Consider the following 19717-nt stretch of genomic DNA (forward strand, 5'->3'; position numbering starts at 1 on the left):
GCGCAGTTGGAGCAGGCCGGTCACGGCGACGAACGTGGCGGCGGTGATGTGGATGCTGAGGGCCGTCGCCAGGCCGCCGCCGTAGGAAACCACGACGCTGGCGTCGCAGATCGGGCTCGCGGTCATGGCCAGCAGGGCCCAGCCCAGGGCCTTGGGCTGCCGGGCGTACAGCAGGGCGAGGGTGAGGAGGCCGAGCCCGAGGTCGCGGCCGCCCTTGACCTTCAAGAAGGCGGTGCCGTCCGCGCCGGGCACGCTGGAGGCGGGCAGTCCGAAACCGGCGGCGGCGCCGTGCGGGTCGAACAGGAAGTCGATGGCCATGTACAGGAGGAAGGCGGCGAGGAGGAGGGTGAGGACGTTGGCGACGCGCTTGAGGGTCATGGGGGTTCCTGCTTTCCATAGTTTTTCTAGCGTTGCTAGGGGTGCTGTCGACACTAGCGCAAGCGTTGCTTGATTGTCTAGCGGTGCTAGAATTTCTTGCGTGACTACGACCACCCGCAAGGAACGCGAGCGCGCCGCCCGCCACCAACTCATCATCTCGACGGCCCGCGAACTGGCCGAGGCCGAAGGCTGGGGCGCCGTGACCACCCGCAAGCTGTCCGACCGCATCGAATACAGCCAGCCGGTGCTGTACAGCCACTTCAAGGGCAAACGCGCCATCATGGACGCCGTCGCTATCGAGGGCTGCGAAGAACTCGCCGCCGCGATGCGCCGCGCCCGGCAGTCCGCCGACAACACCGAGGACGCCCTGTCCGCGGCGGCCGGCGCCTACATGGACTTCGGCCGCCGATGCCCGGCCACCTTCGACGCCATGTTCACCCTCCCCGGCGACCTGCCCTTCGGCCCCGACGCCCCCCAGCCGCTCAGGGACGCCTTCGCCGAGCTGTACGCGGTCTTCGCTCCCCTCGCGGCCCACCGCGACCCGACGGTCTTCACCGAGGTCGGATGGAGCGCCGTTCATGGGGTCGCCGTGTTGGACCGAGGCGGGCGACTTCCCGCCGAGTACACCGAGGAGCGGCTGTCCATACTGGTGGATCAGCTCATGGCGGCCTTCGGAACCGGCCACGATTCATGAGGGGGAGGGGTGCCGTTTCGGGGGCCATGCGGCTCACTTGCCGTTCTCGGGCTCCCAGCGCAGCAGGTCGCCGGGCTGGCATTCGAGGGCCTCGCAGAGCGCGACGAGCGTCGCGAAGCGCACCGCCTTGGCGCGGCCGTTCTTGAGCACCGCCAGGTTGGCGGGCGTGATTCCCACGCGGTCGGCGAGCTCGCCCACGGACATCTTCCGTTTGGCCAGCATCACGTCGATGTCGACGGCGATCGGCATCAGATCACCTCGTCCAGCTCGGCGCGCATCCGCGAGGCTTCGACGTCGCGGGCGACGGCCTGGGCGAGCAGCATCCGCAGCACGAGCACGATGAGCGCGACCCCCAGGATGCCCACGCCGATCCCGGCCATGATGACGGTGACACCCGGGTCGGCGCGCTGGTCCGGCGCGTTGATGGCCGTGACCGTGAACCACAGCAGGGCGGCCGCCACGATCGCGCCGATGACGAGGTCGACGTAGCGGAACGCGGCGTGGGAGAACACGGTTCCGCGCCGCACCATCGTCACCAGCCGCCACACGCTGACCAGGACGACCTGGACCGTGATCATGCCCAGGAACGTGATCACGCGAAACGCGGTCAGCGGGAGCTTCCCGTCCTCCGGGTCGGCGCCCGACGCCAACGTCCACACCATCCCCGCCTGTATCAACACGGTCCCGACGAACACCACCGCGAGCACGACGCGCAGCGCGCCGACTGTCAGCTTTCCCATGGCCCATCCTTCCATCGAGTTGCGATAATAATCTATCGAATATCGATAGATTAGGCAAGCCCTGGGGCGGGGCCAATAGTTACGACAAATTAATTAATGTATTGTTAGCATCCATGGGCGAGACGGAACCATCGGCAAAGGACGCCACCGAGATCGCGGCGGCGCTGCGCCTGGTCGTGGGTCGGATCGCGCGGAAGGTGCGGGCCGCCAAGAACGCCGTGGAGGGCCTGGCCCTGTCCGAGGCCTCCGTGCTGGCGCGGCTGGACCGGGACGGCCCGGGTTCGCCGGGGTCGCTGGCGGAGCAGGAGGGGGTGCGGCCGCAGGCCATGGCCGCCACCCTGGCCGCGCTGGAGGAGCGCGGGCTGGTGAGCCGGGGGCCGGACGCCTCCGACCGGCGACGCGCCGTGATGGCGGTGACGCCGGCGGGGCGAAAGACCGTGGCGGACCGCCGCTCGGTGTCCGTGCGGCGGCTGGCCGCCGCCATCACGCAGGAGTTCACCCCGGACGAGCGGGGCGAACTGCTCGCGACGGTGGAGCTGCTCGACCGGCTCGCGGAGCGCCTGTGAGCCTCCGGCGCCCGGGCGGGATCGCCGAGGGTGCCCCGGACGGGCGGTACAAGTGGGTCGCGTTGTCCAACACCACCATGGGCGTGCTGATAGCCACCATGGACAGTTCGATCGTCATCATCTCCCTGCCCGCCATCTTCCGCGGCATCGGCCTGGATCCGTTGGCGCCCGGGAACATCGGATATCTACTGTGGATGATTCTGGGCTACATCCTGGTCTCCGCGGTCCTCGTGGTCGCGCTCGGCCGCCTCGGCGACATGTTCGGCCGGGTCCGGATGTACAACATGGGCTTCGTGATCTTCTCGTGCGCCTCGCTGGCGCTGTCGCTCGATCCGTTCAAGGGCGGCGCGGGAGCGTTGTGGCTGATCGGGTTCCGGGTCGTGCAGGCGGTCGGTGGCTCCATGCTGACGGCGAACTCGGCCGCGATCCTCACCGATGCCTTCCCCGCCAGGCAACGCGGCATGGCCCTGGGCATCAACCAGATCACGGCGCTGGCCGGCCAGTTCCTCGGGCTGCTCGCCGGCGGCGTGCTCGCCACCATCGACTGGCGCGCCGTGTTCTGGGTCAGCGTCCCCATCGGCGTGGTCGGCACCATCTGGTCGTATCGGAGCCTGCGCGAGATCGGCTCCCACAGGGCGGGCCGCGTCGACTGGGTCGGCAACCTCGCCTTCAGCGTGGGCGCCGGCGCCATCCTGGCCGCCATCACGTACGGCATCCAGCCCTACGGCGGACGGTCGACGGGTTGGACCAACCCCTGGGTGCTCGGCGGGCTGGGCACCGGGGCCGCGCTGCTCGTCGCGTTCTGCGTCGTGGAGAGCCGGATCGCCGACCCGATGTTCCGGCTCGGCCTGTTTCGCGTCCGCGCGTTCGCCGCGGGAAATCTGGCCGCGCTGCTGACCGCGATCGCCCGCGGCGGCATGCAGTTCATGCTGATCATCTGGTTGCAGGGCATCTGGCTGCCGCTGCACGGCTACGCCTACGAAAGCACTCCACTGTGGGCGGGCATCTTCATGCTGCCGCTGACCCTCGGCTTCCTGCTCGGCGGCCCGACCTCCGGGTATCTGTCCGACCGCTTCGGCGCGCGGCTGTTCTCCACCACCGGCCTGACCCTCGTGGCCGTCGCGTTCGTCGGACTGCTCCTGCTGCCGGTCGATTTCCCGTACCCCGTGTTCGCGGCCCTGTTGCTGCTCAGCGGCTTCGGCCAGGGGATGTTCTCCGCGCCGAACACCTCGGCGATCATGGGAAGCGTGCCGCCCGAACAGCGCGGGGTGGCCTCCGGCATGCGCTCGACGTTCCAGAACTCCGGAACCGCGTTGTCGATCGGGCTGTTCTTCTCGCTGATGATCTCCGGCCTGGCCGGGTCGCTTCCGCACGCGCTCGGCAGCGGCCTGCGGGCGCAGGGAGTGGACGCGGGCACCGCCGGACAGGTGGCGGGGCTGCCGCCGGTGAGCACGCTGTTCGCCACGTTCCTCGGCCACAACCCCATCGGGCATCTGCTCGGCCCCAGCGGGGTACTCGACGACCTGCCCGCCAGCAACGTGGCAACCCTGACCGGGACGCGCTTCTTCCCCCAACTCGTGTCGGGACCGTTCCACCATGGACTCGTCACCGTCTTCACCGTCGCCGCGGTGATGACCGTGGTCGGCGCGGCCGCCTCGGCGCTGCGCGGACGCCACCACAAAGCCGGATCGGATGAGCCGACCGACGCGAAGAAAGGACAGAAAGAATGGCGAAAAGCGCACTCCTCGTGATGGACGTGCAGCGGGCCATCGTGGGCCGCATCAACGAGGACGGTTACCTGCGGCGGCTGCGCCGCGCGATCGACGCCGCTCACGCGGCCGACGTCACGGTGATCCACGTGGTCGTCGGCTTCCGCGCCGGACACCCGGAGATCAGCGCCCGCAACAAGACGTTCAGCGCGATCCCGGGCACCACCGGGTTCGCCGACGGCGATCCCAACGCCGAGATCCACCCGGACGTCGCCCCCGCGCCCGGCGACATCGTCGTCACGAAGAAGCGCGTCAGCGCCTTCGCCGGCAGCGACCTCGACATGGTGCTTCGGGCGGGCGACATCGACAGCCTCGTGCTGACCGGGCTGGCCACCAGCGGCGTGGTGCTGTCCACGCTGCGTCAGGCCGCCGACCTGGACTTCGGCCTCACCGTCCTGGCCGACGGCTGTCTCGACCCCGACCCCGAGGTGCACCGGGTGCTCACGGAGAAGGTCTTCCCCCGGCAGGCCGACGTCCTCACCGTCGAGGAGTGGGTCACCGCCATCTCGACGTGATCGATCAGCGCGGGCCGCTGCCGTATTCGCCCAGGCCGTCGGCGAGCTGGCCGTAGGCCCGGTCGGCGGCGTCGTGGAGCCGGGCGACGAGCCGCTCGCGGTCCTCGGCGGCCAGCAGGCCGCGCAGCGCGGTGAGGAAGATCGACCGGTGGGTCCACCACAGGGTGCGGGCGACGATTCCGGGCACCGGGTCGGCGTCGTCCGCGCCCGTCGTTTCGGCGATCGCGGCGGTGACGGCCGCGGCGCCGGACTCCCATCCGGCGGTGAGGCGCTCCTGGAGCGCGGGGCTGTGCCGCAGGATCTTGGCGACGGCGAGCAGGTCCCGGTTGCCGCCGGCGACGTGGTTGTCGATCAGATTGGTCGTCAGCGCGCGGAACACGTCGAGGACGCCGACGCCGGGCGGGCGCTGTGTGATGCCCGCGATCAGCTGTTTGAGGCCGTCCTCGCGGTCGGCGAACGCGAGGTCCTCCTTGGTGGGGAAGTGGTTGAAGACGGTCTTTTCGGAGACGTCGGCGGCGGCGGCCACCTCGGCGACGGTGACGGAGTCGAAGCCGCGCTCGGCGAACAGCCGCCGGGCGGTGGCGGCGATGGCCTTGCGGGCGGCGAGCTTCTTTCGGGCCCGCAGTCCCTCGGTCTTGGCGCTTGGCATGGCTACACTCTATAGCGGCTGAAAAGTTTCAGTGACTGTAATGAAGTGCTATGGTGGGTCGGCATGCGAGGCGAGAGGGAGAACGGATGAGCGGATACGTGCTGGAGTTCGGCCAGATCGATCGGGGCCAGGCCGCGGTCGTCGGCGGCAAGGGGGCGCACCTGGGGGAGCTGTCGCGGATCGACGGCGTCAGCGTGCCCGCCGGGTTCTGCGTCACGACGGACGCGTTTCAGCGGGTCATGGCCGACGCCGCGGTCGACGAGCCGATCGACCGGCTGTCGCGGCTGAGCGCCGACGACCGCGAGGACATCGGCGAGCTCGGCGCGGACATCCGCGCGGCCATCGAGAAGACCGCCATTCCCGACGACGTGGCGGCGCCGATCGTCGAGGCGCTCGGGCGGTTCGGCGCCGACGGCGGCTACGCCGTCCGTTCCAGCGCGACGGCCGAGGACCTGCCGACGGCCTCCTTCGCGGGCCAGCAGGACACCTACCTCAACGTGACGGGAACGGCGGCGGTCCTCGAACACATCGGACGGTGCTGGGCGTCGCTGTTCACCGACCGGGCCGTGACCTACCGCCTGCGCAACGGCTTCGAGCATCGCCGGGTGGGCATGGCCGTGGTCGTGCAGCGGATGGTCGCCGCGGAGGCGGCGGGCGTCCTGTTCACCGTCGACCCGGTCACGTCCCACCGCGGGATCACCTCCATCGAGGCCACCGTCGGCCTCGGCGAGGCACTGGTCTCCGGACTGGTGAACCCCGACGTCTACCAGGTGCGCGGCGGCGACATCGTCGCCAAGACGGTCGGCGCCAAGCAGCTGGCCGTTCACGCCCTGCCCGGCGGCGGCACCCGGCAGCACACGATCGGCTCGGCACAACGGGAACGGCCGGTGCTGACCGATGCCCAGATCGTGCGGCTGTCCGCGCTGGGCCGCCAGATCGAGGCGCATTTCGGTCGCCCCCAGGACATCGAGTGGTGCCTGGCCGACGACGCCTTCCACATCGTCCAAAGTAGGCCGATCACGACGCTGTTCCCCATCCCGGACGCCGGCGACGACGCCAACCACGTCTACATTTCGGTGGGGCATCAGCAGATGATGACCGACGCCATGAAGCCGCTGGGGCTTTCCTTCTGGCAGTTGACGACTCCCCGCCCGATGGCCGAGGCCGGAGGGCGGCTGTTCGTCGACGTCACCCCGATCCTGGGCGCCGCGCGGACCCGCGCCGACCTTCTCGGCATGGTGGGCAGGTCAGATCCGCTGGTCGAGGACGCGCTGCGCACCGTCCTGGATCGCGGCGACTTCATCCCGCCGGTCGCCGACGAGGAGTCCACCTGGTCCCTGCCGGGCAGCGACGCGCCGACCCCGATCGAGACCGACCCGGCCATCGTCGACGAACTGATCGAGTTCAGCCGCGCCTCCGTCGCCGCCACGAAGCGCCGGATCGAGACGAAATCGGGGCCCGGGCTGTTCGAGTTCATCCTGGACGACATACAGGAGCTGCGGCGCGTCCAGTTCGATTCGCGCAACATTCAGGCGGTCATGGCGGGCATCGACGCCACCTGGTGGCTCAACGAGCACCTGGGCGAGTGGCTGGGGGAGAAGAACCCGGCGGACGCCCTCACGCTGTCGGTCCCGAACAACGTCACCTCGCAGATGGGACTGGCGCTCCTGGACGTCGCGGACGCGATCCGCCCGCATCCCGAGGTCGTGGCCCATCTGCGCGAATCCGCCGACGACGACTTCCTCGACGGACTGGCCACACTCGATGGTGGGCCGCAGTCCCGCGACGCGATCCGCGAATACCTGGACACCTACGGCATGCGCTGCGTCGGCGAGATCGACCTCACCCGGCCGCGGTGGAGTGAGCGCCCGTCCGCGCTGTTGCCCATGATCCTCGCCAACATCGACAACTTCGCGCCCGGCGCCAGCCGCCGCCGCTTCGAACAGGGGCGGCGCGAGGCGGCGCGCAAGGAGCGGGAGCTGCTGGAGCGCCTGCGTTGTCTGCCGGACGGGGAGGACAAGGCCGCCGAGACCAAGCGGGTCATCGACCGGGTGAGAACGTTCATCGGGTACCGGGAGTATCCGAAGTACAGCATGATCAGCCGCTACTTCGTCTACAAGCGGGCGCTGCTCGGCGAGGCCGAGCGCCTGGCGCGCGCGGGCGTGCTCGCCGAGCGCGACGACGCGTTCTTCCTGACGTTCCAGGAATTCCACGAGGCCGTGCGCACGAACCGGGTCGACCGCGAGCTCATCCGCCGCCGCGCCGACGAGTTCGCCGCCGACGAGGCGCTCACGCCGCCCCGGGTGCTCACATCGGACGGCGAGGCCCTCACCGGTGCGTATCGGCGCGACGACCTGCCGGTAGGCGCGCTGGTCGGACTGCCGGTGTCGGCCGGGACCGTCGAGGGCCGGGCCCGCGTCATCCTCGACATGGCGCAGGCCGACCCCGAACCGGGCGACATCCTGGTCACGACCCACACCGACCCCAGCTGGTCGCCCCTGTTCGTCGCGATCGCGGGCCTGGTGACCGAGGTCGGCGGCCTGATGACCCACGGCGCGGTCATCGCGCGGGAGTACGGACTTCCGGCCGTCGTCGGGGTGGAGCACGCCACGCGGCTGATCAGGGACGGGCAGCGGATCCGCGTCAACGGAGCCGACGGCTACGTGGAGATCCTGGCGTGATCGCCGATATTCGGGTGGCGGATTCGCGCGGCAGTGGTTATCTTCGGTCTACACGTGAAAGGAGGTGGTCCACACAGTGAGTGCTAAATGGACTCGTGAGGTGGTCGCGCGCTAGTCGCCGCGCAACCGATTCGTATGACGGACCGGTCGCCTGGCGTCGCGAATCCGTTGCCGAGACTCACGTCCGGCGGCGGTAGGCGAATACCACGTGACCACCGGAGCCCCCGGGCGTCGTGCCCAGTCCAACACGACACGGACCGCTTCCTTTGGACAAGGTCCAGCCCGGGGGCTTCTTCATGCCCGCGTCACCGATCGCGGTCGGCGCCGATGGCGATGCCGACGATCACGCAGGTTTCGCTTCCGTGGTTGCGCCAGGCGTGCCGGGTGCCGTTTTGGACGACCACGTCACCCGCCCGCAACACGGCCCGTTCGCCGCCGTCGAGGTCGAGCGTGATCTCGCCCGACACGACCATGACGTAGTCCAGGCTGTCGGTGGTGTGCATCCCGGGGGTGCCGCGCTCCATCGCGGCCATCGCGCCCGGCATCCGGCGTTCCAGCTCGGCGGCGGCCGCGGCCACGTCGAGGTCCGGGGGCGGGACGATGTCGCCGGGCGGGATGGTGTTGATCATGAAGCGCGACCCGTTTCGGGGCGGGAAGTGCGCCTCGGCGGGGCGCGGGGAGCCGTCGTCGGGGAAGGTGGGCCGCTCGTCGCGGCCCCACAGGCGAAAGGCGGCGCAGCCGGGCATCAGCTCGGAGGTGATGGGCTCGACGTCGCGGTCGTCGACGACGCGGGCCCTGCCCCGGGAGTCGTGCCCGGTGACCACTCGGCGAATCTTCATGTGTCCCATCCGATCTCCGTAGGATACTGTGGCGTATGGATACGGTAGCGTATCTTTTCTCCTCGAGATCGTCAATACGCGGGCGTATCCTGTTGCCCGTGGTGAACGAATCGACCCGACTGTCCGCCCGGGACTGGGCGCGGGCCGCGCTGACGGCGATCGCGAACGGCGGGCTGGCCGCGGTCGCGGTCGAACCGCTGGCGCGCACGCTCGGCGTGACCAAGGGCAGCTTCTACGCGCACTACCGCAACCGGGACGAGCTGATCGCCGCGGCGCTGGAGGAGTGGGTGCGCGGTCATTCCGCCGCGGGGCTCGCCGAATTCGCCGCGATCGCCGACCCGGCGCGGCGGCTGCGCGAGCTGCTCACCGTGGTCGTGCAGTCCGTCCAGCCGCTGGCGCCGTCGGTGCACCTGAGCCTGCTGGGCGCGCGCCACGACCCCCGCGTCAGGGACGCGGTGAGCGAGGTGAACCGGGCGCGGCTGGAGCTGTTGGACCGCACCTACCGCGAGCTCGGCCTGTCGCCCGACCGGGCGGCGTCGCGGGCGCGGGTCGCCTACGCGACCATCCTCGGGCTGTCGCACCTGGCGCAGACCGACCCTGACGGCCCGCACTCCGCGGCGCTCGCCGACGAGGTGACCGCGGTCTTCCTGCCGTCGTGACGGCTCAGGCCGCCGACTCGGTTCGGCCGCCGCGCGGCGCGAGGACGGCGGGGAACGCCAGCATCCCCAGGTTCGGGACGACCTTGAAGGCGATGTCGCCCGGGCAGCCGGGCAACATCTGGGGAATCATCGCCCCGGCGAACAGCGCGGCGCGGTGGCGCGCGGTCCAGCCGCCGAGCGCCACCCAGCGCCGGGCCACGAACAGGGCGCCGACGGCCAGGAGTACGGCAAGCACGGGTATCGCGATCGCGGCGAAGCCGGGCAGGACGTCGGCGCTGTCGGAGGCGATCAGGATCGCGAACCAGGCCGCCGAGCCCACCAGCGCCGTGGCGAACACCACCCACGCCCGCGACCACAAAGCCGATCGTCGGGAGTGGATGGACGGCGATGGTGTTGTGGTACGTGTTCGGCCCGTTCGTGGTGAAGGACATGAGCCCGATGAGGACCATCGACGCGACGTACACGACCGCGCAGGTCGTGGTGCCCAGCTCCGTGAGCCAGGGGGTGGTGCGGTGCGCGGGGAACAGCGTTTCCGTCGACAGGATCGGCAGCGCGATGCTCCACAGGCAGTGGTATCCGGCGTTGAACAGCGCGTACGTCCACGGCACCGATCCCCGCGCCCCCAACGGATGCTCGGACAGCCCTTCCTCCACAATGGCGTAGACGAGCCCGAACGGCGGCATCGCGGGCCACCCGCCGCCGGTGCGGCGGGCGAGGTCGCGGGTCAGCGGCGCGCCGCGGCCGCACAGCGCGATCGGGAACGGGATTCCGGCGATGGTGCTGAGGGCGGTGCTGCCGAACCGCAGCTCGGCCACGGCGGGCGCCAGCACCAGCAGCGTCACCACGGGCCAGCTGCGTCGGGGGTTCGCTCAGTCATAGGTCTTGTCGCCGTCGTCGCCGGATTCGGTTGTGGCGCGGTGGAATCGCTCGCGTAGAGCGGTGAGTTGCCGGGCCTCGTCGGGCATCCACCCGGCCAGGAAGGTCTGGAAACGCTTGACGCCGAAGGCCAGCAGCCGCCGCAGCTCTCGCCTTCCCTTGGGGGTCTGGCTGACCAGCACGGACCTGCGGTCGTGGGGCGCGGGGTCCATGCGCACCAGCGCGTCGTCCTCCATGGCCCGCAGCCGGCGGGACACCACCGACTGGTGCACCTCCAGCCCCCGGCTCACCTTGCTCGGAAGGGGGGAACGCTCGAGCGCCCGTCCCGGGAATTCTAAAAATGAGTTGTGTTGATTAAATTGGTCGCGAGACCTAAAGTTGACACGATTTATTTATAGAAAGAGCGATGCCATGAACACCGTTACTCAGACCCTGCGGGTGGTGCACGGGCGCCAGGAGGTGGACCTCGACGCCGCCGGCAAGGCGGTCACCGACCTGCTCGTCGCCCTGGGGCGCGATCCCATGTCGGAACACCTGATCGACACGCCGCGGCGGGTGGCCGAGGCGTACTCGGAGCTGCTGACGCCGCGGGAGTTCAACCTGACCACGTTCCCCAACGACGAGGGGTACGACGAGCTGGTGCTGGCCCGCGACATCCCCGTCCAGTCGTTGTGCCAGCACCACCTGTTGCCGTTTCACGGGGTGGCCCACGTCGGATATCTGCCCGGGGACCGTATTCTCGGGCTGTCGAAGTTGGCCAGGGTGGTCGAGCTGTTCGCGCGCGACCTTCAGGTGCAGGAGCGTTTGACGAAGCAGATCGCCGACTGGCTGCAGGAACACCTGGCGCCGCAGGGCGTCGGCGTGGTGATCGAGGCGGAGCACATGTGCATGTCGCTGCGGGGCGTGCGGGCCACCGGTTCGCGCACCATGACTTCGGCGCTGCATGGGCAGCTGAGGCAGGACGCGCGTTCGCGGCAGGAATTCTTTTCGCTCACCGGGGTTAACGGCTGACGTCTACAAAGGAGTGCCAATGTCCACCGATCAGACCTTCGTCATCGTGGGTGCCAGTCTCACCGGCGCCAACGCGGCACAAGCATTGCGCGAGGCGGGTTTCGCCGGTCGCGTCGTCCTGATTGGAGACGAGACCGAGCGGCCGTACGAGCGGCCGCCGCTGTCCAAGGGATACCTGCTCGGCAGCGAGGAGCGCTCGAGCGTCTTCCTGCACGACGCCGAGTGGTACGCCCAGAACGCGATCGACCTGCGCCTGGGCCGCCGCGCCGTGGAGCTGGACCGCGCCGCCCACGTCGTCAGGCTGGACGACGGCGAGGAGCTCGCGTACACGAAACTGTTGCTGGCCAACGGTGCCAGCCCCCGGATCCCCGAGTTGCCCGGTTCGCGGCTGGACGCGGTGGTGAGCGTGCGCCGGATCGCCGACACCGACAGGCTCCGCGACGCGCTGAACGCCGGGGCGCGCGTCGTCGTGGTGGGCGCGGGGTGGATCGGCCTGGAGACCGCCGCCGCGGCTCGCGAGAAGGGTTGCGAGGTAACGGTATTCGAACCGCAGCCGACGCCGCTGCACGCGGCGCTCGGCGAGGAGATGGGAAACTTCTTCGCCGACCTGCACCGCGGCCACGGCGTGGATCTGCGGCTGGGCAACGGGATCAGCGAGATCCGTGAGGCCGACGGACACTGCGTCGTCGTGGGCGACGACGGCTCGGAGGTGGCGGCCGACGTGGTCATCATGGCGGTGGGCGCGCGCCCCAACACCGAGCTGGCCGAACAGGCGGGCCTGCCGGTCGACAACGGCGTGCTCGTCGACCGGTCACTGCGCACCGACGACGCGGACGTGTTCGCCGCCGGCGACGTCGCCAACCCGGTGCACCCGGCGTACGGGCGGCGGGTCCGGGTCGAGCACTGGGACAACGCGATCCACGGTGGACAAGCCGCCGCGCGGGCGATGCTCGGCGAGACCGTTTCCTACGACCGCCTTCCGTACTTCTTCACCGACCAGTACGACGTCGGCATGGAGTTCTCCGGCTGGTTCCCGCCCGGCGGCTACGACACCGTCGTCACCCGCGGAGACGTTGCGGGCCAGGCGTTCTACGCGTTCTGGCTGTCGGAAGGACGCGTCGTCGCCGCCATGCACATCAACCTGTGGGACGACGGCATCGACCCGGCCAAGGCGCTCATCGTCGACGGCGGCACCGTCGACGCGAAGCGCCTGGCCGACCCCGCGGTGCCGCTGGAGGAGGTACTTGGCGCCACGGACTGACCCCGCAAGACGCCGCCGATGCGCGCCCACGCCAGCCACCAGGAGGTGGGCTCCGCGGAGTCGATGTCGGCAATGGCGGAACGGAATGTGAACCGCCACAACGATGCGGGATTGACGAGCGACCAGATGGCATTCGCGACGCACACGATGAGCAGGAAGACGCCGAAGACGTAGTGACCGTTCGAATGGGTCTGGGTCAAGCCTTCGATCACGTGATCAGGCGTGCGTGTCGGGGTGTATACCTCGACTGATCTGCGGCTACTCCAGGCAGTCGATGAGAGTCTCTTGTAGACTTCCCAGCCACAGATAGACCCGGGCCATGGACTGGCGGGGATCGTCGTCGGGGAGGTCGAGGTACTCGTCGTGCTCGCGGTCGTCGGTGATCTTCAGACGGGTGCCGACGGCCAGGCGCAGGTCGTTGAGGGCGCCGAGCCAGTGGCGGGACCCGTCGCCATCGAGGCGCACCTCGACCTCGTCGTCGCCGGTGGGCGCCAGGGGTTCGAGGGTGGCCAGGACCGCGAGGGCGTCGGCGCGCTTGCGGGCGCGCAGGTCGTTTTCGGTGTAGCGGCGGAACTCCGCCGACGCGGCGAGGTCGGCGTGGTTGGGGTCCTGGCCGAAGTCGCCGTAGGCGTCGGGGAAGAGGCGGGCCAGGATCGGGTTGTCGGGGGGCTTGCTGGGTCCGTCGGCGAAGGCCGAGCCGACCAGGGCCTCAGCGCTGTCGGCGACGGGCGCGGGGTCGTCGCCGCCGATCAGGTCCACCATCTGGGCGAAGTAGTGGCGCAGCACGACGACCGTGGTCTCGTCGAGGGTGATGGCGGCGCCGCCGGGCGCGGGTTCGAACAGGCCCGTCATCAGCGGTCCTGCTGGAGCGTGGCCCACAGGCCGTAGCCGTGCATCGCCTGGACGTCGCGTTCCATCTCCTCGCGGCTGCCGCTGGACACCACGGCGCGTCCCTTGTGGTGGACGTCGAGCATCAGCTTGTGCGCCTTGGCCTTCGGGTAGCCGAAGTAGGTCTGGAAGACGTGCGTCACGTAGCTCATCAGGTTGATGGGGTCGTTGCGGACGATGGTGATCCAGGGGACGTCGGGCTGGATCGCCTCCGCCGTCGCCGGGGTCGCCTCGGGGCGCCGGGTCCGCGGCGACGCCTCGGCCGTGCAGCGGAAGCTCGGGATCGTTCGTGACGAGTGGACGCTCACGTGCCCATGCTGCCATTGGTGGCCCACGGCGCGTCAACGACTCGGGAGAAAGCCCCGCCGCCCGCGGATGCTAAGGGCGCCCGCCGGTCGGCGATCAGCGCCGCGACGCCCCGGATGAGGCGCTCGAGCCCGAAGGCGTAGGCGTGTTCGGGGTTGTGGGCCGCCTGGTGTTCCTGGCCGGCGGCCTGGCCGATGCGGGCGGCCAGCGGGAATCGGGCGGGATCGAACACGTCGTCGATCAGGGGCTGGACGCGCCCCCACCACTGCGCGTCGGTCATGCCGGTGCGCCGGACGGCGCGATCGGCGTCGACCCGGCGGCGGGCGACGCCCTCGACGTGCGTGTGCACCAGCGTGATCACCGAGTCCATCTCGACGTCGGCGAGGCCGATGCCGTCGACGGCGGCGAGTTCGCGTTCGTACTTGGCGATGGTGTGGGGCCCGAGCGGGGGGCGCCCGGTGAACACCTGAAGCACCCACGGGTGTCGCATGTAGAGGTCCCAGTTGGCGCGCGCGACGCGGCGCAGGTCCTCGGCCCACTCCGCGCCGTCCGGCGCCCCCAGTTCCTCGACGGCCTCGGCGTAGACGCTGTCGAGCATGGCCTCGACCAACTCCTCGCGGGACGCGATGTAGGTGTACAGCGACATGGTGCCCACGCCCAGCGACTCGGCGACCCTGCGCATGGACAGGGTGTCGAGGTCGGCGTCGTCGTCGGCGATGGCCACGGCGGCGGCGACCACCCGCGCGATGGTCAGGGTGTGGCGGGGGCCGCGCCGCGGGAGTTCGCGGGTGCCCCACAGGGTCGCGATGGTGCGGGCCGGGTCGCCGTTGCCGCTGAGCTCGGTCTTCGCCATGTGGGCATCCTAGCCGAATGGCTCAGTACGCCATACGGAGTCTCGTGCTACCCTTCTCCGTATGGCATACGAAGAGAAGGACGGTCGGCCCGCGGGCCCACCGGCGATCCGCGCGCTCGGCGTGCGCAAGCGCTACGGACCCACGGTGGCGCTCGACGGATTCGACCTGTCGGTCGAGGCGGGCGCGGTGTGCGGCCTGCTCGGTCCGAACGGGGCCGGAAAGACCACGGCCGTGCGCATCCTCGCCACGCTGACGCGCCCGGACTCCGGGGAGGTCCATGTGGACGGACTCGACGCGCGCGCCGATCCGAGGGCGGTGCGTTATCGGATCGGGTTGGTGGGGCAGAACGCCTCCGTGGACGAGGTCCTGAGCGGTCGGCAGAACCTCGTGATGTTCGGCAGGCTGTACCACCTCAAGGGCGCGGCGGCCCGCCGGCGGGCGGACGAGCTGCTCGAACGGTTCCGCCTCGCCGAGGCCGCCGACCGCCCGGTCGCCGGGTACTCCGGCGGGATGCGGCGGCGGCTCGACCTGGCCGCCAGCCTGATCCTGGCGCCGCCCGTGCTGTTCCTCGACGAGCCCACCACCGGCCTGGACCCCGGCGCGCGCATCGAGGTATGGAACTCGATCAGGTCGTTGGTGGGATCGGGGACGACCGTGCTGTTGACCACGCAATACCTGGAGGAGGCCGACCAGCTGGCCGACCGGATCGCCGTCATCGACGGCGGGCGGGTGGTGGCCGAGGGCACCCCCGACGAGCTGAAGGCCAGGGTCGGGCCCGACCGCGTCGAGACCGTCACCCGCAAACCCACCCTGGACGAGGTCTTCCTCCACCTCACCGGGCACCCCGCCGCGCAGGACAAGGAGCCCACCCGATGACCACCGACACCCTGATCCGTCCGTCGGCGCCCGGCGGGATCCGCGACACCGCCACCCTGGCCGGAAGGATTCTGCGGCACTGGAAACAGCGGCCCGCCTCGATCCTGCTCGGCCTGTTGTTCCCCGTCCTGATGGTCGTGATGTTCGGCTACCTCTTCGGCGGCGCCATGGCCGTGCCCGACGGGAAGTACATGGACTTCCTCATCCCCGGGATGCTGGTGATGACCATGCTGTTCGGGCTGGAGTCGATGGTCGTGGCGGTCACCACCGACGCCGCCAGGGGAGTCACCGAACGCCTGCGCGCCATGCCCGTCACCACCACCGCGATCCTGTCGGGGCGCGGCGTCGCCGACGTGCTCAACGCCGTGGTGGGCCTGGCCGTCATGGTCGCCTGCGGACTCGTCGTCGGATGGACGACACACCATGGAGTGTTGCCGACGCTGGCGGGCCTGGGGCTGTTGCTGTGGCTGCGATTCGCCTTCGCCTGGGTCGGCATCTACCTCGGCCTGCTGCTGAGGACCCCGGAATCGGCGGTGGCCGTTCAGGTGCTGGTGTGGCCGATCGGCTTCCTGTCCAGCGCCTTCGTGTCCCCGGCGACGATGCCCGGCTGGCTGAACACCGTCGCCACCTTCAATCCCCTGTCCTCCACGGCGACCGCGATCCGGGACCTGTTCGGCAATCCGATGTGGAACGCCAACGACTGGGCGAGCCAGCACGCGATCCCGCTCGCGCTGGCCTGGCCCGCGGCGCTCACCGCGATCTTCCTTCCGTTGGCCGCCAGGCAATACCGGGCACTGGGCCGCTAGTCGAGGCCCGCGGAGGCGAGGATCGCGGCGATGCGGGTGGTCTCGTCGGCGCTCAGCGGCGACAGCGGCGGATTGGTGGCCGGGTTGGCGATGACGCCGCGCAGCGCCAGCGCCGCCTTGAACCCGCCCAGCGCCCCGGCGGTGAAGCCGACCCGGGCGCCGTCGGCGACCGAGATGATGCGGAACAGGTCGAGCAGGCGCTCCTGCTGCGCGCGGGCCGCGACGCGGTCGCCGGCTCGGGCGGCGCGGTAGAGCCGGACGTAGCCGTGCGGGTCGACGTTGCCGAGCCCGGGAACCAGGCCGTGGGCGCCCAGGTCGATGGCGACGTCGGCCAGCAGCTCGGAGCCGGTGAGCGCCGGGAAGCCGGGCCGGTGCCGGGTGATGTCCCGGAAGGTGACCAGGTCGCCGCTGGAGTCCTTCAGGGCCACAACGGTTTTCGACTCGGCGAGCTCGGCGACGACGTCGGGCGTGAGCCGGGATCCGACCGCGCTGGGGATGTCGTAGGCGACCACGGGCGCGCCGACGGCGGCGCTCACCCGCCGGTAGTGCTCGGTGATCTCGGCGCCGTTGGGTTGGACGTAGAACGGCGGCGTCACCACCACGGCGTCGGCGCCGTGCTCCACGGCGTGGCGGGCGCGCTCGATGACGCGGGCGGTGCCGGTGTCGATGGCCCCGGCCAGCACCGGCACCGCCCCGGCCACGGCGGACGTGGCGACGTCGAGCAGCTCGGCCTGGCGGCGGGAGTCCAGCAGGGCGACCTCGCCGGTGGAGCCGCCCAGGAAGATGCCGTCCACCCCGGCGTCGAGCTGGAAGCCGACCAGCCTGTCCACCGAGGCCCGGTCGATCTCGCCGTCGCCGTCGACGGGGGTGACCAGCGGGGGGATCACCCCGCTCAGGTTAACGTCCACTGGAGATTGTCCCTTCCGGAGCGGCGAAGGCGGGTGCCTCGGAGTCGGTGCGCAGCGCCCGTCCGATGCGGGCGGGCAGGTCGAGGCCGATGATGAGCGCGACCAGGATGGTCAGCGAGCCGGCCAGCACCATGAGCGCGGTGCCGAGGCTGCCGATGTCGGCGGCGATCGCGGCGCCGGCCAGCGGCGCCAGGGCCCCGCCGAGGGCGCCGACGTTGTAGCTGAAGCCGAGCCCGGCGGCGCGCAGCCGGGTGGGGAAGTGGTCGCCGATGTACTTGGGCAGCAGGCCCGAGATGCCCTGGCTGGTGCCCTGCATGACGAACAGCAGAATCCACAACACCACGACGTTGCCCGCGGGCAGAACGAACACCGGGACGATGAACAGCAGCGACAGCACCAGCCCGCCGACGTAGGTGCGCCGGGTGCCGAGCCTGTCGGCGACCATTCCCGCCAGACAGCAGCCCAGGGCGTAGCCGATGCCCGCCCAGGTCAGGGCCGTGGAGACCTGGCCGTCGGTGTAGTGCAGGTCGGTCTTGAGGTACGTGGGCAACAGCGACTGGATCGGCCAGGAGTACAGGAAGGCCGCGAACACCGTCACCATGATGGCCAGCAGCACCGGCCACAGCCGCCCGGCGACCTGGGCGGCGAAGGCGATGAACCCGGCGACGGTGACGGCGATCAGCGGCCAGCCGAAGCCGCCGGTGTGCTCGCTGAAGATCAGCACCAGGGCCGCGGCGACGATCACCACGAGCGCCGCGTTGAGCACGCGGCGGCGCGGGGCGAACAGCACCGAGGAGGTGGCCACGTCCTTGTCCTCGCGGACGCCGACCTCGGCCTTCCATTCGGCGGCCTCGGGCAGGGAGCGCCGCAGGTACAGGGTCAGGGCGATGGGGATGATGCCGGCGAAGAACAGCCACCGCCAGCCGCCGATCGGGACGATCACCTGGAAGGCCAGGGCCGCCACGACGGTGCCGATCGGGTAGCCCGACAGCAGGAAGCCGGTGGCGCGGTTGCGCATCGCCTTCGGCCAGGACTCCATGACGTAGGTGGCGCTGGATCCGTATTCGCCGGCCATGCCGATGCCGACGATCGCGCGGAAGACGAACAGCGACCAGTAGCCCCAGGCGAAGCCGCACAGCAGGCTGCCGATCGAGAAGGCGATGATCGAGATCACCATCGCGGGCTTGCGTCCGAAGCGGTCGCCGATGGCGCCCAGCAGCAGGCCGCCGAGCCAGCGGGACACGAAGGCGGCGGACACCAGGGTGGCGGCGGTGGTGAGATCGAGGCGGAACTCCTTGGCGATGTCGGTGAGGACCAGGGTGATCAGGATGAAGTCGAAACCGTCGAGCAGGTATCCGAGCCAGGCGGCGAAGAACGCCTTGCGCTGCGATCCGGACAGCTGGCGGAACGATCCCGCGACGCCGGGCGACGTTGCCATGGCGGAACCTCCAGAAGTCTTAGACATAGGATGTCCTATGTCTTGACGTAACCTAACGCCGATCGGAGCACGATGCAAGCCTTCACGCCGCCGGACCTGAAAGGAGTCTGGGCCAGCACACTGCTGCCGGTCACCGACTCCGACGACATCGACTTCGCCCGGCTGGAAACCGCGCTCGACGTGCTGGTGGGCTCGGGCGTGACGGGCGTGTACACCAACGGCAGCGCCGGGGAGTTCCACACGCTCACCGAGGACGAGTACGACCGGCTGCACGAGCTGGTCGCCGCGCGGTGCGGCGCGGCGGGCGTGCCGTTCCAGTTGGGCGCCAGCCATCCCAGCGGGCAGATCTGCCTGGGCCGGATCCGCCGGGCGGCGGCGCTGCGGCCCGCCGCGATCCAGGTGATCCTGCCCGACTGGCTGCCGTTGAGCCGCCACGAGGCGGTGGCGGCGGCCGAACGCATGGCGCGGGCCGCCGACGGGGTGCCGCTGGTGCTGTACAACCCTCCCGCCGCCAAGACCCAGCTGGACACCGACGACCTCGCGCGGCTCGCGGAGGCGGTTCCGGCGCTGATCGGGATCAAGGTCCCCGGCGGCGACGCCGCCTGGTTCGAGCGGATGCGCGGCGGGGCCGCCGGGCGGCTGGCGATCTTCGTCGCCGGGCACACGCTGGCGTCCGGGCTGATGCTCGGCGCGTCGGGCTCGTACTCCAATGTGGCGTGCCTGAACCCGGCGGGCGCCGCGCGCTGGTACGCCCAGATGTTCGACGACCCCGAGGCCGCCATCGACGTGCAGCGCCGCCTGCAAGGCTTCTTCGACGCGCACATCGCGCCGCTGGCCCGCCGGGGCTACTGCGACCCGGCGCTCGACAAGACCCTGGCGGCGATCGGCGACTGGGCGCCGACCGGCACCCGGGTGCGCTGGCCCTACCGCTCGGTGCCCGAAGCGGCGGTGCCCGCGCTGCGACGGGCCGCCGAAGCGGCGGTCCCCGAGCTGCTCGCCTAGG

At 70.5% G+C, this 19717-nt stretch carries 23 protein-coding genes and 2 pseudogenes; 12 read left to right on the forward strand and 13 right to left on the reverse strand.

Features of this window, described 5'->3' with window-relative positions:
* Positions 1-378: DUF4267 domain-containing protein (locus VE172_RS08085; RefSeq protein WP_324799645.1), on the reverse strand; the 378-nt coding region annotated here is incomplete at its 3' end.
* Between the two features lie 100 nt (positions 379-478).
* Between VE172_RS08085 and VE172_RS08090 the strand changes: the two genes are divergently transcribed.
* Positions 479-1072, forward strand: coding sequence for a TetR/AcrR family transcriptional regulator (locus VE172_RS08090; RefSeq protein WP_324799648.1), 594 nt, complete (start codon positions 479-481; stop codon positions 1070-1072).
* A 33-nt stretch (positions 1073-1105) separates the two neighbouring features.
* On the opposite strand, the gene VE172_RS08095 is transcribed toward VE172_RS08090, so the two are convergent.
* Both VE172_RS08095 and VE172_RS08100 read right to left on the reverse strand, forming a co-directional pair.
* On the reverse strand, positions 1106-1321 hold the full coding sequence (locus VE172_RS08095) for a helix-turn-helix domain-containing protein (RefSeq protein ID WP_324799650.1): 216 nt from the start codon (positions 1319-1321) through the stop codon (positions 1106-1108).
* On the reverse strand, positions 1321-1812 hold the full coding sequence (locus VE172_RS08100; RefSeq protein ID WP_324799651.1) for a DUF2975 domain-containing protein: 492 nt from the start codon (positions 1810-1812) through the stop codon (positions 1321-1323). The genes VE172_RS08095 and VE172_RS08100 overlap by 1 nt, the downstream gene beginning before the upstream one ends.
* A gap of 113 nt (positions 1813-1925) precedes the next feature.
* Between VE172_RS08100 and VE172_RS08105 the strand changes: the two genes are divergently transcribed.
* The 3 genes from VE172_RS08105 (at position 1926) to VE172_RS08115 (ending at position 4662) form a co-directional block, all read left to right on the forward strand.
* Positions 1926-2378: a MarR family winged helix-turn-helix transcriptional regulator gene (locus VE172_RS08105; protein WP_324799654.1), complete on the forward strand. Its 453-nt coding sequence runs from the start codon at positions 1926-1928 to the stop codon at positions 2376-2378.
* Between the two features lie 77 nt (positions 2379-2455).
* Positions 2456-4129, forward strand: coding sequence for an MFS transporter (locus VE172_RS08110; RefSeq protein ID WP_349258302.1), 1674 nt, complete (start codon positions 2456-2458; stop codon positions 4127-4129).
* Positions 4105-4662, forward strand: a complete 558-nt coding sequence (locus VE172_RS08115; protein ID WP_324799660.1) for a cysteine hydrolase family protein — start codon at positions 4105-4107, stop codon at positions 4660-4662. The genes VE172_RS08110 and VE172_RS08115 overlap by 25 nt, the downstream gene beginning before the upstream one ends.
* 4 nt (positions 4663-4666) lie before the next feature.
* Here VE172_RS08115 and VE172_RS08120 read toward each other — a convergent pair whose 3' ends face one another.
* Entirely contained in the window at positions 4667-5311 is a 645-nt protein-coding gene (locus VE172_RS08120) for a TetR/AcrR family transcriptional regulator (protein WP_324799662.1), read from the reverse strand.
* Positions 5312-5397: 86 nt separating this feature from the next.
* On the opposite strand from VE172_RS08120, the gene rph reads away from it, so the two are divergent.
* Positions 5398-7992, forward strand: a complete 2595-nt coding sequence (gene rph / locus VE172_RS08125) for a rifamycin-inactivating phosphotransferase (RefSeq protein WP_324799664.1) — start codon at positions 5398-5400, stop codon at positions 7990-7992.
* 305 nt (positions 7993-8297) lie between these two features.
* Here rph and VE172_RS08130 read toward each other — a convergent pair whose 3' ends face one another.
* Entirely contained in the window at positions 8298-8831 is a 534-nt protein-coding gene (locus VE172_RS08130; protein ID WP_324799667.1) for a cupin domain-containing protein, read from the reverse strand.
* A 98-nt stretch (positions 8832-8929) separates the two neighbouring features.
* On the opposite strand from VE172_RS08130, the gene VE172_RS08135 reads away from it, so the two are divergent.
* The gene (locus VE172_RS08135; protein ID WP_324799670.1) at positions 8930-9490 is read left to right on the forward strand and encodes a TetR/AcrR family transcriptional regulator; all 561 of its coding nucleotides are present in this window, start codon (positions 8930-8932) and stop codon (positions 9488-9490) included.
* Positions 9491-9494: 4 nt separating this feature from the next.
* On the opposite strand, the gene VE172_RS08140 is transcribed toward VE172_RS08135, so the two are convergent.
* Positions 9495-9830 (reverse strand): hypothetical protein, encoded by a 336-nt coding sequence (locus VE172_RS08140; protein WP_324799673.1) that lies wholly within the window; start codon positions 9828-9830, stop codon positions 9495-9497.
* Positions 9831-9877: 47 nt separating this feature from the next.
* Here VE172_RS08140 and VE172_RS08145 point away from each other — a divergent pair, with 47 nt between their 5' ends.
* A complete protein-coding gene (locus VE172_RS08145) occupies positions 9878-10153 on the forward strand; it encodes a hypothetical protein (protein WP_324799675.1) in 276 nt (91 codons plus the stop codon).
* Positions 10154-10359: 206 nt separating this feature from the next.
* Here VE172_RS08145 and VE172_RS08150 read toward each other — a convergent pair whose 3' ends face one another.
* The gene (locus VE172_RS08150; protein ID WP_324799732.1) at positions 10360-10758 is read right to left on the reverse strand and encodes a MarR family winged helix-turn-helix transcriptional regulator; all 399 of its coding nucleotides are present in this window, start codon (positions 10756-10758) and stop codon (positions 10360-10362) included.
* 19 nt (positions 10759-10777) lie between these two features.
* Between VE172_RS08150 and folE the strand changes: the two genes are divergently transcribed.
* Positions 10778-11377, forward strand: coding sequence for a GTP cyclohydrolase I FolE (gene folE / locus VE172_RS08155; RefSeq protein ID WP_324799679.1), 600 nt, complete (start codon positions 10778-10780; stop codon positions 11375-11377).
* Between the two features lie 19 nt (positions 11378-11396).
* Complete coding sequence (locus tag VE172_RS08160) at positions 11397-12638, forward strand: NAD(P)/FAD-dependent oxidoreductase (RefSeq protein ID WP_324799682.1); 1242 nt, start codon at positions 11397-11399, stop codon at positions 12636-12638.
* A gap of 17 nt (positions 12639-12655) precedes the next feature.
* On the opposite strand, the pseudogene VE172_RS25825 reads toward VE172_RS08160, so the two are convergent.
* The 4 genes and pseudogenes from VE172_RS25825 to VE172_RS08175 all read right to left on the reverse strand — a co-directional run.
* A pseudogene (locus VE172_RS25825) lies at positions 12656-12850 on the reverse strand (hypothetical protein); the annotation flags it as partial.
* A 46-nt stretch (positions 12851-12896) separates the two neighbouring features.
* Positions 12897-13490 (reverse strand): DUF2017 domain-containing protein, encoded by a 594-nt coding sequence (locus VE172_RS08165; protein WP_324799685.1) that lies wholly within the window; start codon positions 13488-13490, stop codon positions 12897-12899.
* Positions 13490-13732 (reverse strand): ATP-dependent Clp protease adapter ClpS, encoded by a 243-nt coding sequence (gene clpS / locus VE172_RS08170; protein ID WP_349258303.1) that lies wholly within the window; start codon positions 13730-13732, stop codon positions 13490-13492. The genes VE172_RS08165 and clpS overlap by 1 nt, the downstream gene beginning before the upstream one ends.
* A 98-nt stretch (positions 13733-13830) precedes the next feature.
* Positions 13831-14685 (reverse strand): TetR/AcrR family transcriptional regulator C-terminal domain-containing protein, encoded by an 855-nt coding sequence (locus tag VE172_RS08175; RefSeq protein ID WP_324799691.1) that lies wholly within the window; start codon positions 14683-14685, stop codon positions 13831-13833.
* 61 nt (positions 14686-14746) lie between these two features.
* Here VE172_RS08175 and VE172_RS08180 point away from each other — a divergent pair.
* Both VE172_RS08180 and VE172_RS08185 read left to right on the forward strand, forming a co-directional pair.
* Positions 14747-15487: pseudogene (locus VE172_RS08180) on the forward strand (ABC transporter ATP-binding protein); the annotation flags it as partial.
* A 71-nt stretch (positions 15488-15558) separates the two neighbouring features.
* Positions 15559-16368: an ABC transporter permease gene (locus VE172_RS08185; RefSeq protein ID WP_324799696.1), complete on the forward strand. Its 810-nt coding sequence runs from the start codon at positions 15559-15561 to the stop codon at positions 16366-16368.
* Here the strand turns inward: VE172_RS08185 and VE172_RS08190 are convergent.
* Positions 16365-17264, reverse strand: a complete 900-nt coding sequence (locus VE172_RS08190; RefSeq protein WP_349258304.1) for a dihydrodipicolinate synthase family protein — start codon at positions 17262-17264, stop codon at positions 16365-16367. The two genes, VE172_RS08185 and VE172_RS08190, sit on opposite strands and share 4 nt — an antisense overlap.
* A gap of 1 nt (position 17265) precedes the next feature.
* Entirely contained in the window at positions 17266-18714 is a 1449-nt protein-coding gene (locus VE172_RS08195; protein WP_324799701.1) for a sialate:H+ symport family MFS transporter, read from the reverse strand.
* A 72-nt stretch (positions 18715-18786) separates the two neighbouring features.
* On the opposite strand from VE172_RS08195, the gene VE172_RS08200 reads away from it, so the two are divergent.
* On the forward strand, positions 18787-19716 hold the full coding sequence (locus tag VE172_RS08200; protein ID WP_324799704.1) for a dihydrodipicolinate synthase family protein: 930 nt from the start codon (positions 18787-18789) through the stop codon (positions 19714-19716).
* The last annotated feature ends 1 nt before the right edge of the window (position 19717 follow it).

The organism is Stackebrandtia sp., from assembly GCF_035643755.1.
Classification (GTDB): domain Bacteria; phylum Actinomycetota; class Actinomycetes; order Mycobacteriales; family Micromonosporaceae; genus Stackebrandtia.

Bases quoted from the DNA above. Each gene is read 5' to 3' on its own strand.
- VE172_RS08200 (WP_324799704.1), top strand. From the start codon at position 18,787: ATGCAAGCCTTCACGCCGCCGGACCTGAAAGGAGTCTGGGCCAGCACA.
- VE172_RS08175 (WP_324799691.1), bottom strand. From the start codon at position 14,685: ATGGCGAAGACCGAGCTCAGCGGCAACGGCGACCCGGCCCGCACCATC.
- VE172_RS08130 (WP_324799667.1), bottom strand. From the start codon at position 8,831: ATGAAGATTCGCCGAGTGGTCACCGGGCACGACTCCCGGGGCAGGGCC.
- VE172_RS08165 (WP_324799685.1), bottom strand. From the start codon at position 13,490: ATGACGGGCCTGTTCGAACCCGCGCCCGGCGGCGCCGCCATCACCCTC.
- VE172_RS08145 (WP_324799675.1), top strand. From the start codon at position 9,878: ATGGTGTTGTGGTACGTGTTCGGCCCGTTCGTGGTGAAGGACATGAGC.
- VE172_RS08105 (WP_324799654.1), top strand. From the start codon at position 1,926: ATGGGCGAGACGGAACCATCGGCAAAGGACGCCACCGAGATCGCGGCG.
- VE172_RS08195 (WP_324799701.1), bottom strand. From the start codon at position 18,714: ATGGCAACGTCGCCCGGCGTCGCGGGATCGTTCCGCCAGCTGTCCGGA.
- VE172_RS08110 (WP_349258302.1), top strand. From the start codon at position 2,456: ATGGGCGTGCTGATAGCCACCATGGACAGTTCGATCGTCATCATCTCC.
- VE172_RS08185 (WP_324799696.1), top strand. From the start codon at position 15,559: ATGACCACCGACACCCTGATCCGTCCGTCGGCGCCCGGCGGGATCCGC.
- folE (WP_324799679.1), top strand. From the start codon at position 10,778: ATGAACACCGTTACTCAGACCCTGCGGGTGGTGCACGGGCGCCAGGAG.
- VE172_RS08160 (WP_324799682.1), top strand. From the start codon at position 11,397: ATGTCCACCGATCAGACCTTCGTCATCGTGGGTGCCAGTCTCACCGGC.
- VE172_RS08095 (WP_324799650.1), bottom strand. From the start codon at position 1,321: ATGCCGATCGCCGTCGACATCGACGTGATGCTGGCCAAACGGAAGATG.
- VE172_RS08115 (WP_324799660.1), top strand. From the start codon at position 4,105: ATGGCGAAAAGCGCACTCCTCGTGATGGACGTGCAGCGGGCCATCGTG.
- VE172_RS08100 (WP_324799651.1), bottom strand. From the start codon at position 1,812: ATGGGAAAGCTGACAGTCGGCGCGCTGCGCGTCGTGCTCGCGGTGGTG.
- rph (WP_324799664.1), top strand. From the start codon at position 5,398: ATGAGCGGATACGTGCTGGAGTTCGGCCAGATCGATCGGGGCCAGGCC.
- VE172_RS08120 (WP_324799662.1), bottom strand. From the start codon at position 5,311: ATGCCAAGCGCCAAGACCGAGGGACTGCGGGCCCGAAAGAAGCTCGCC.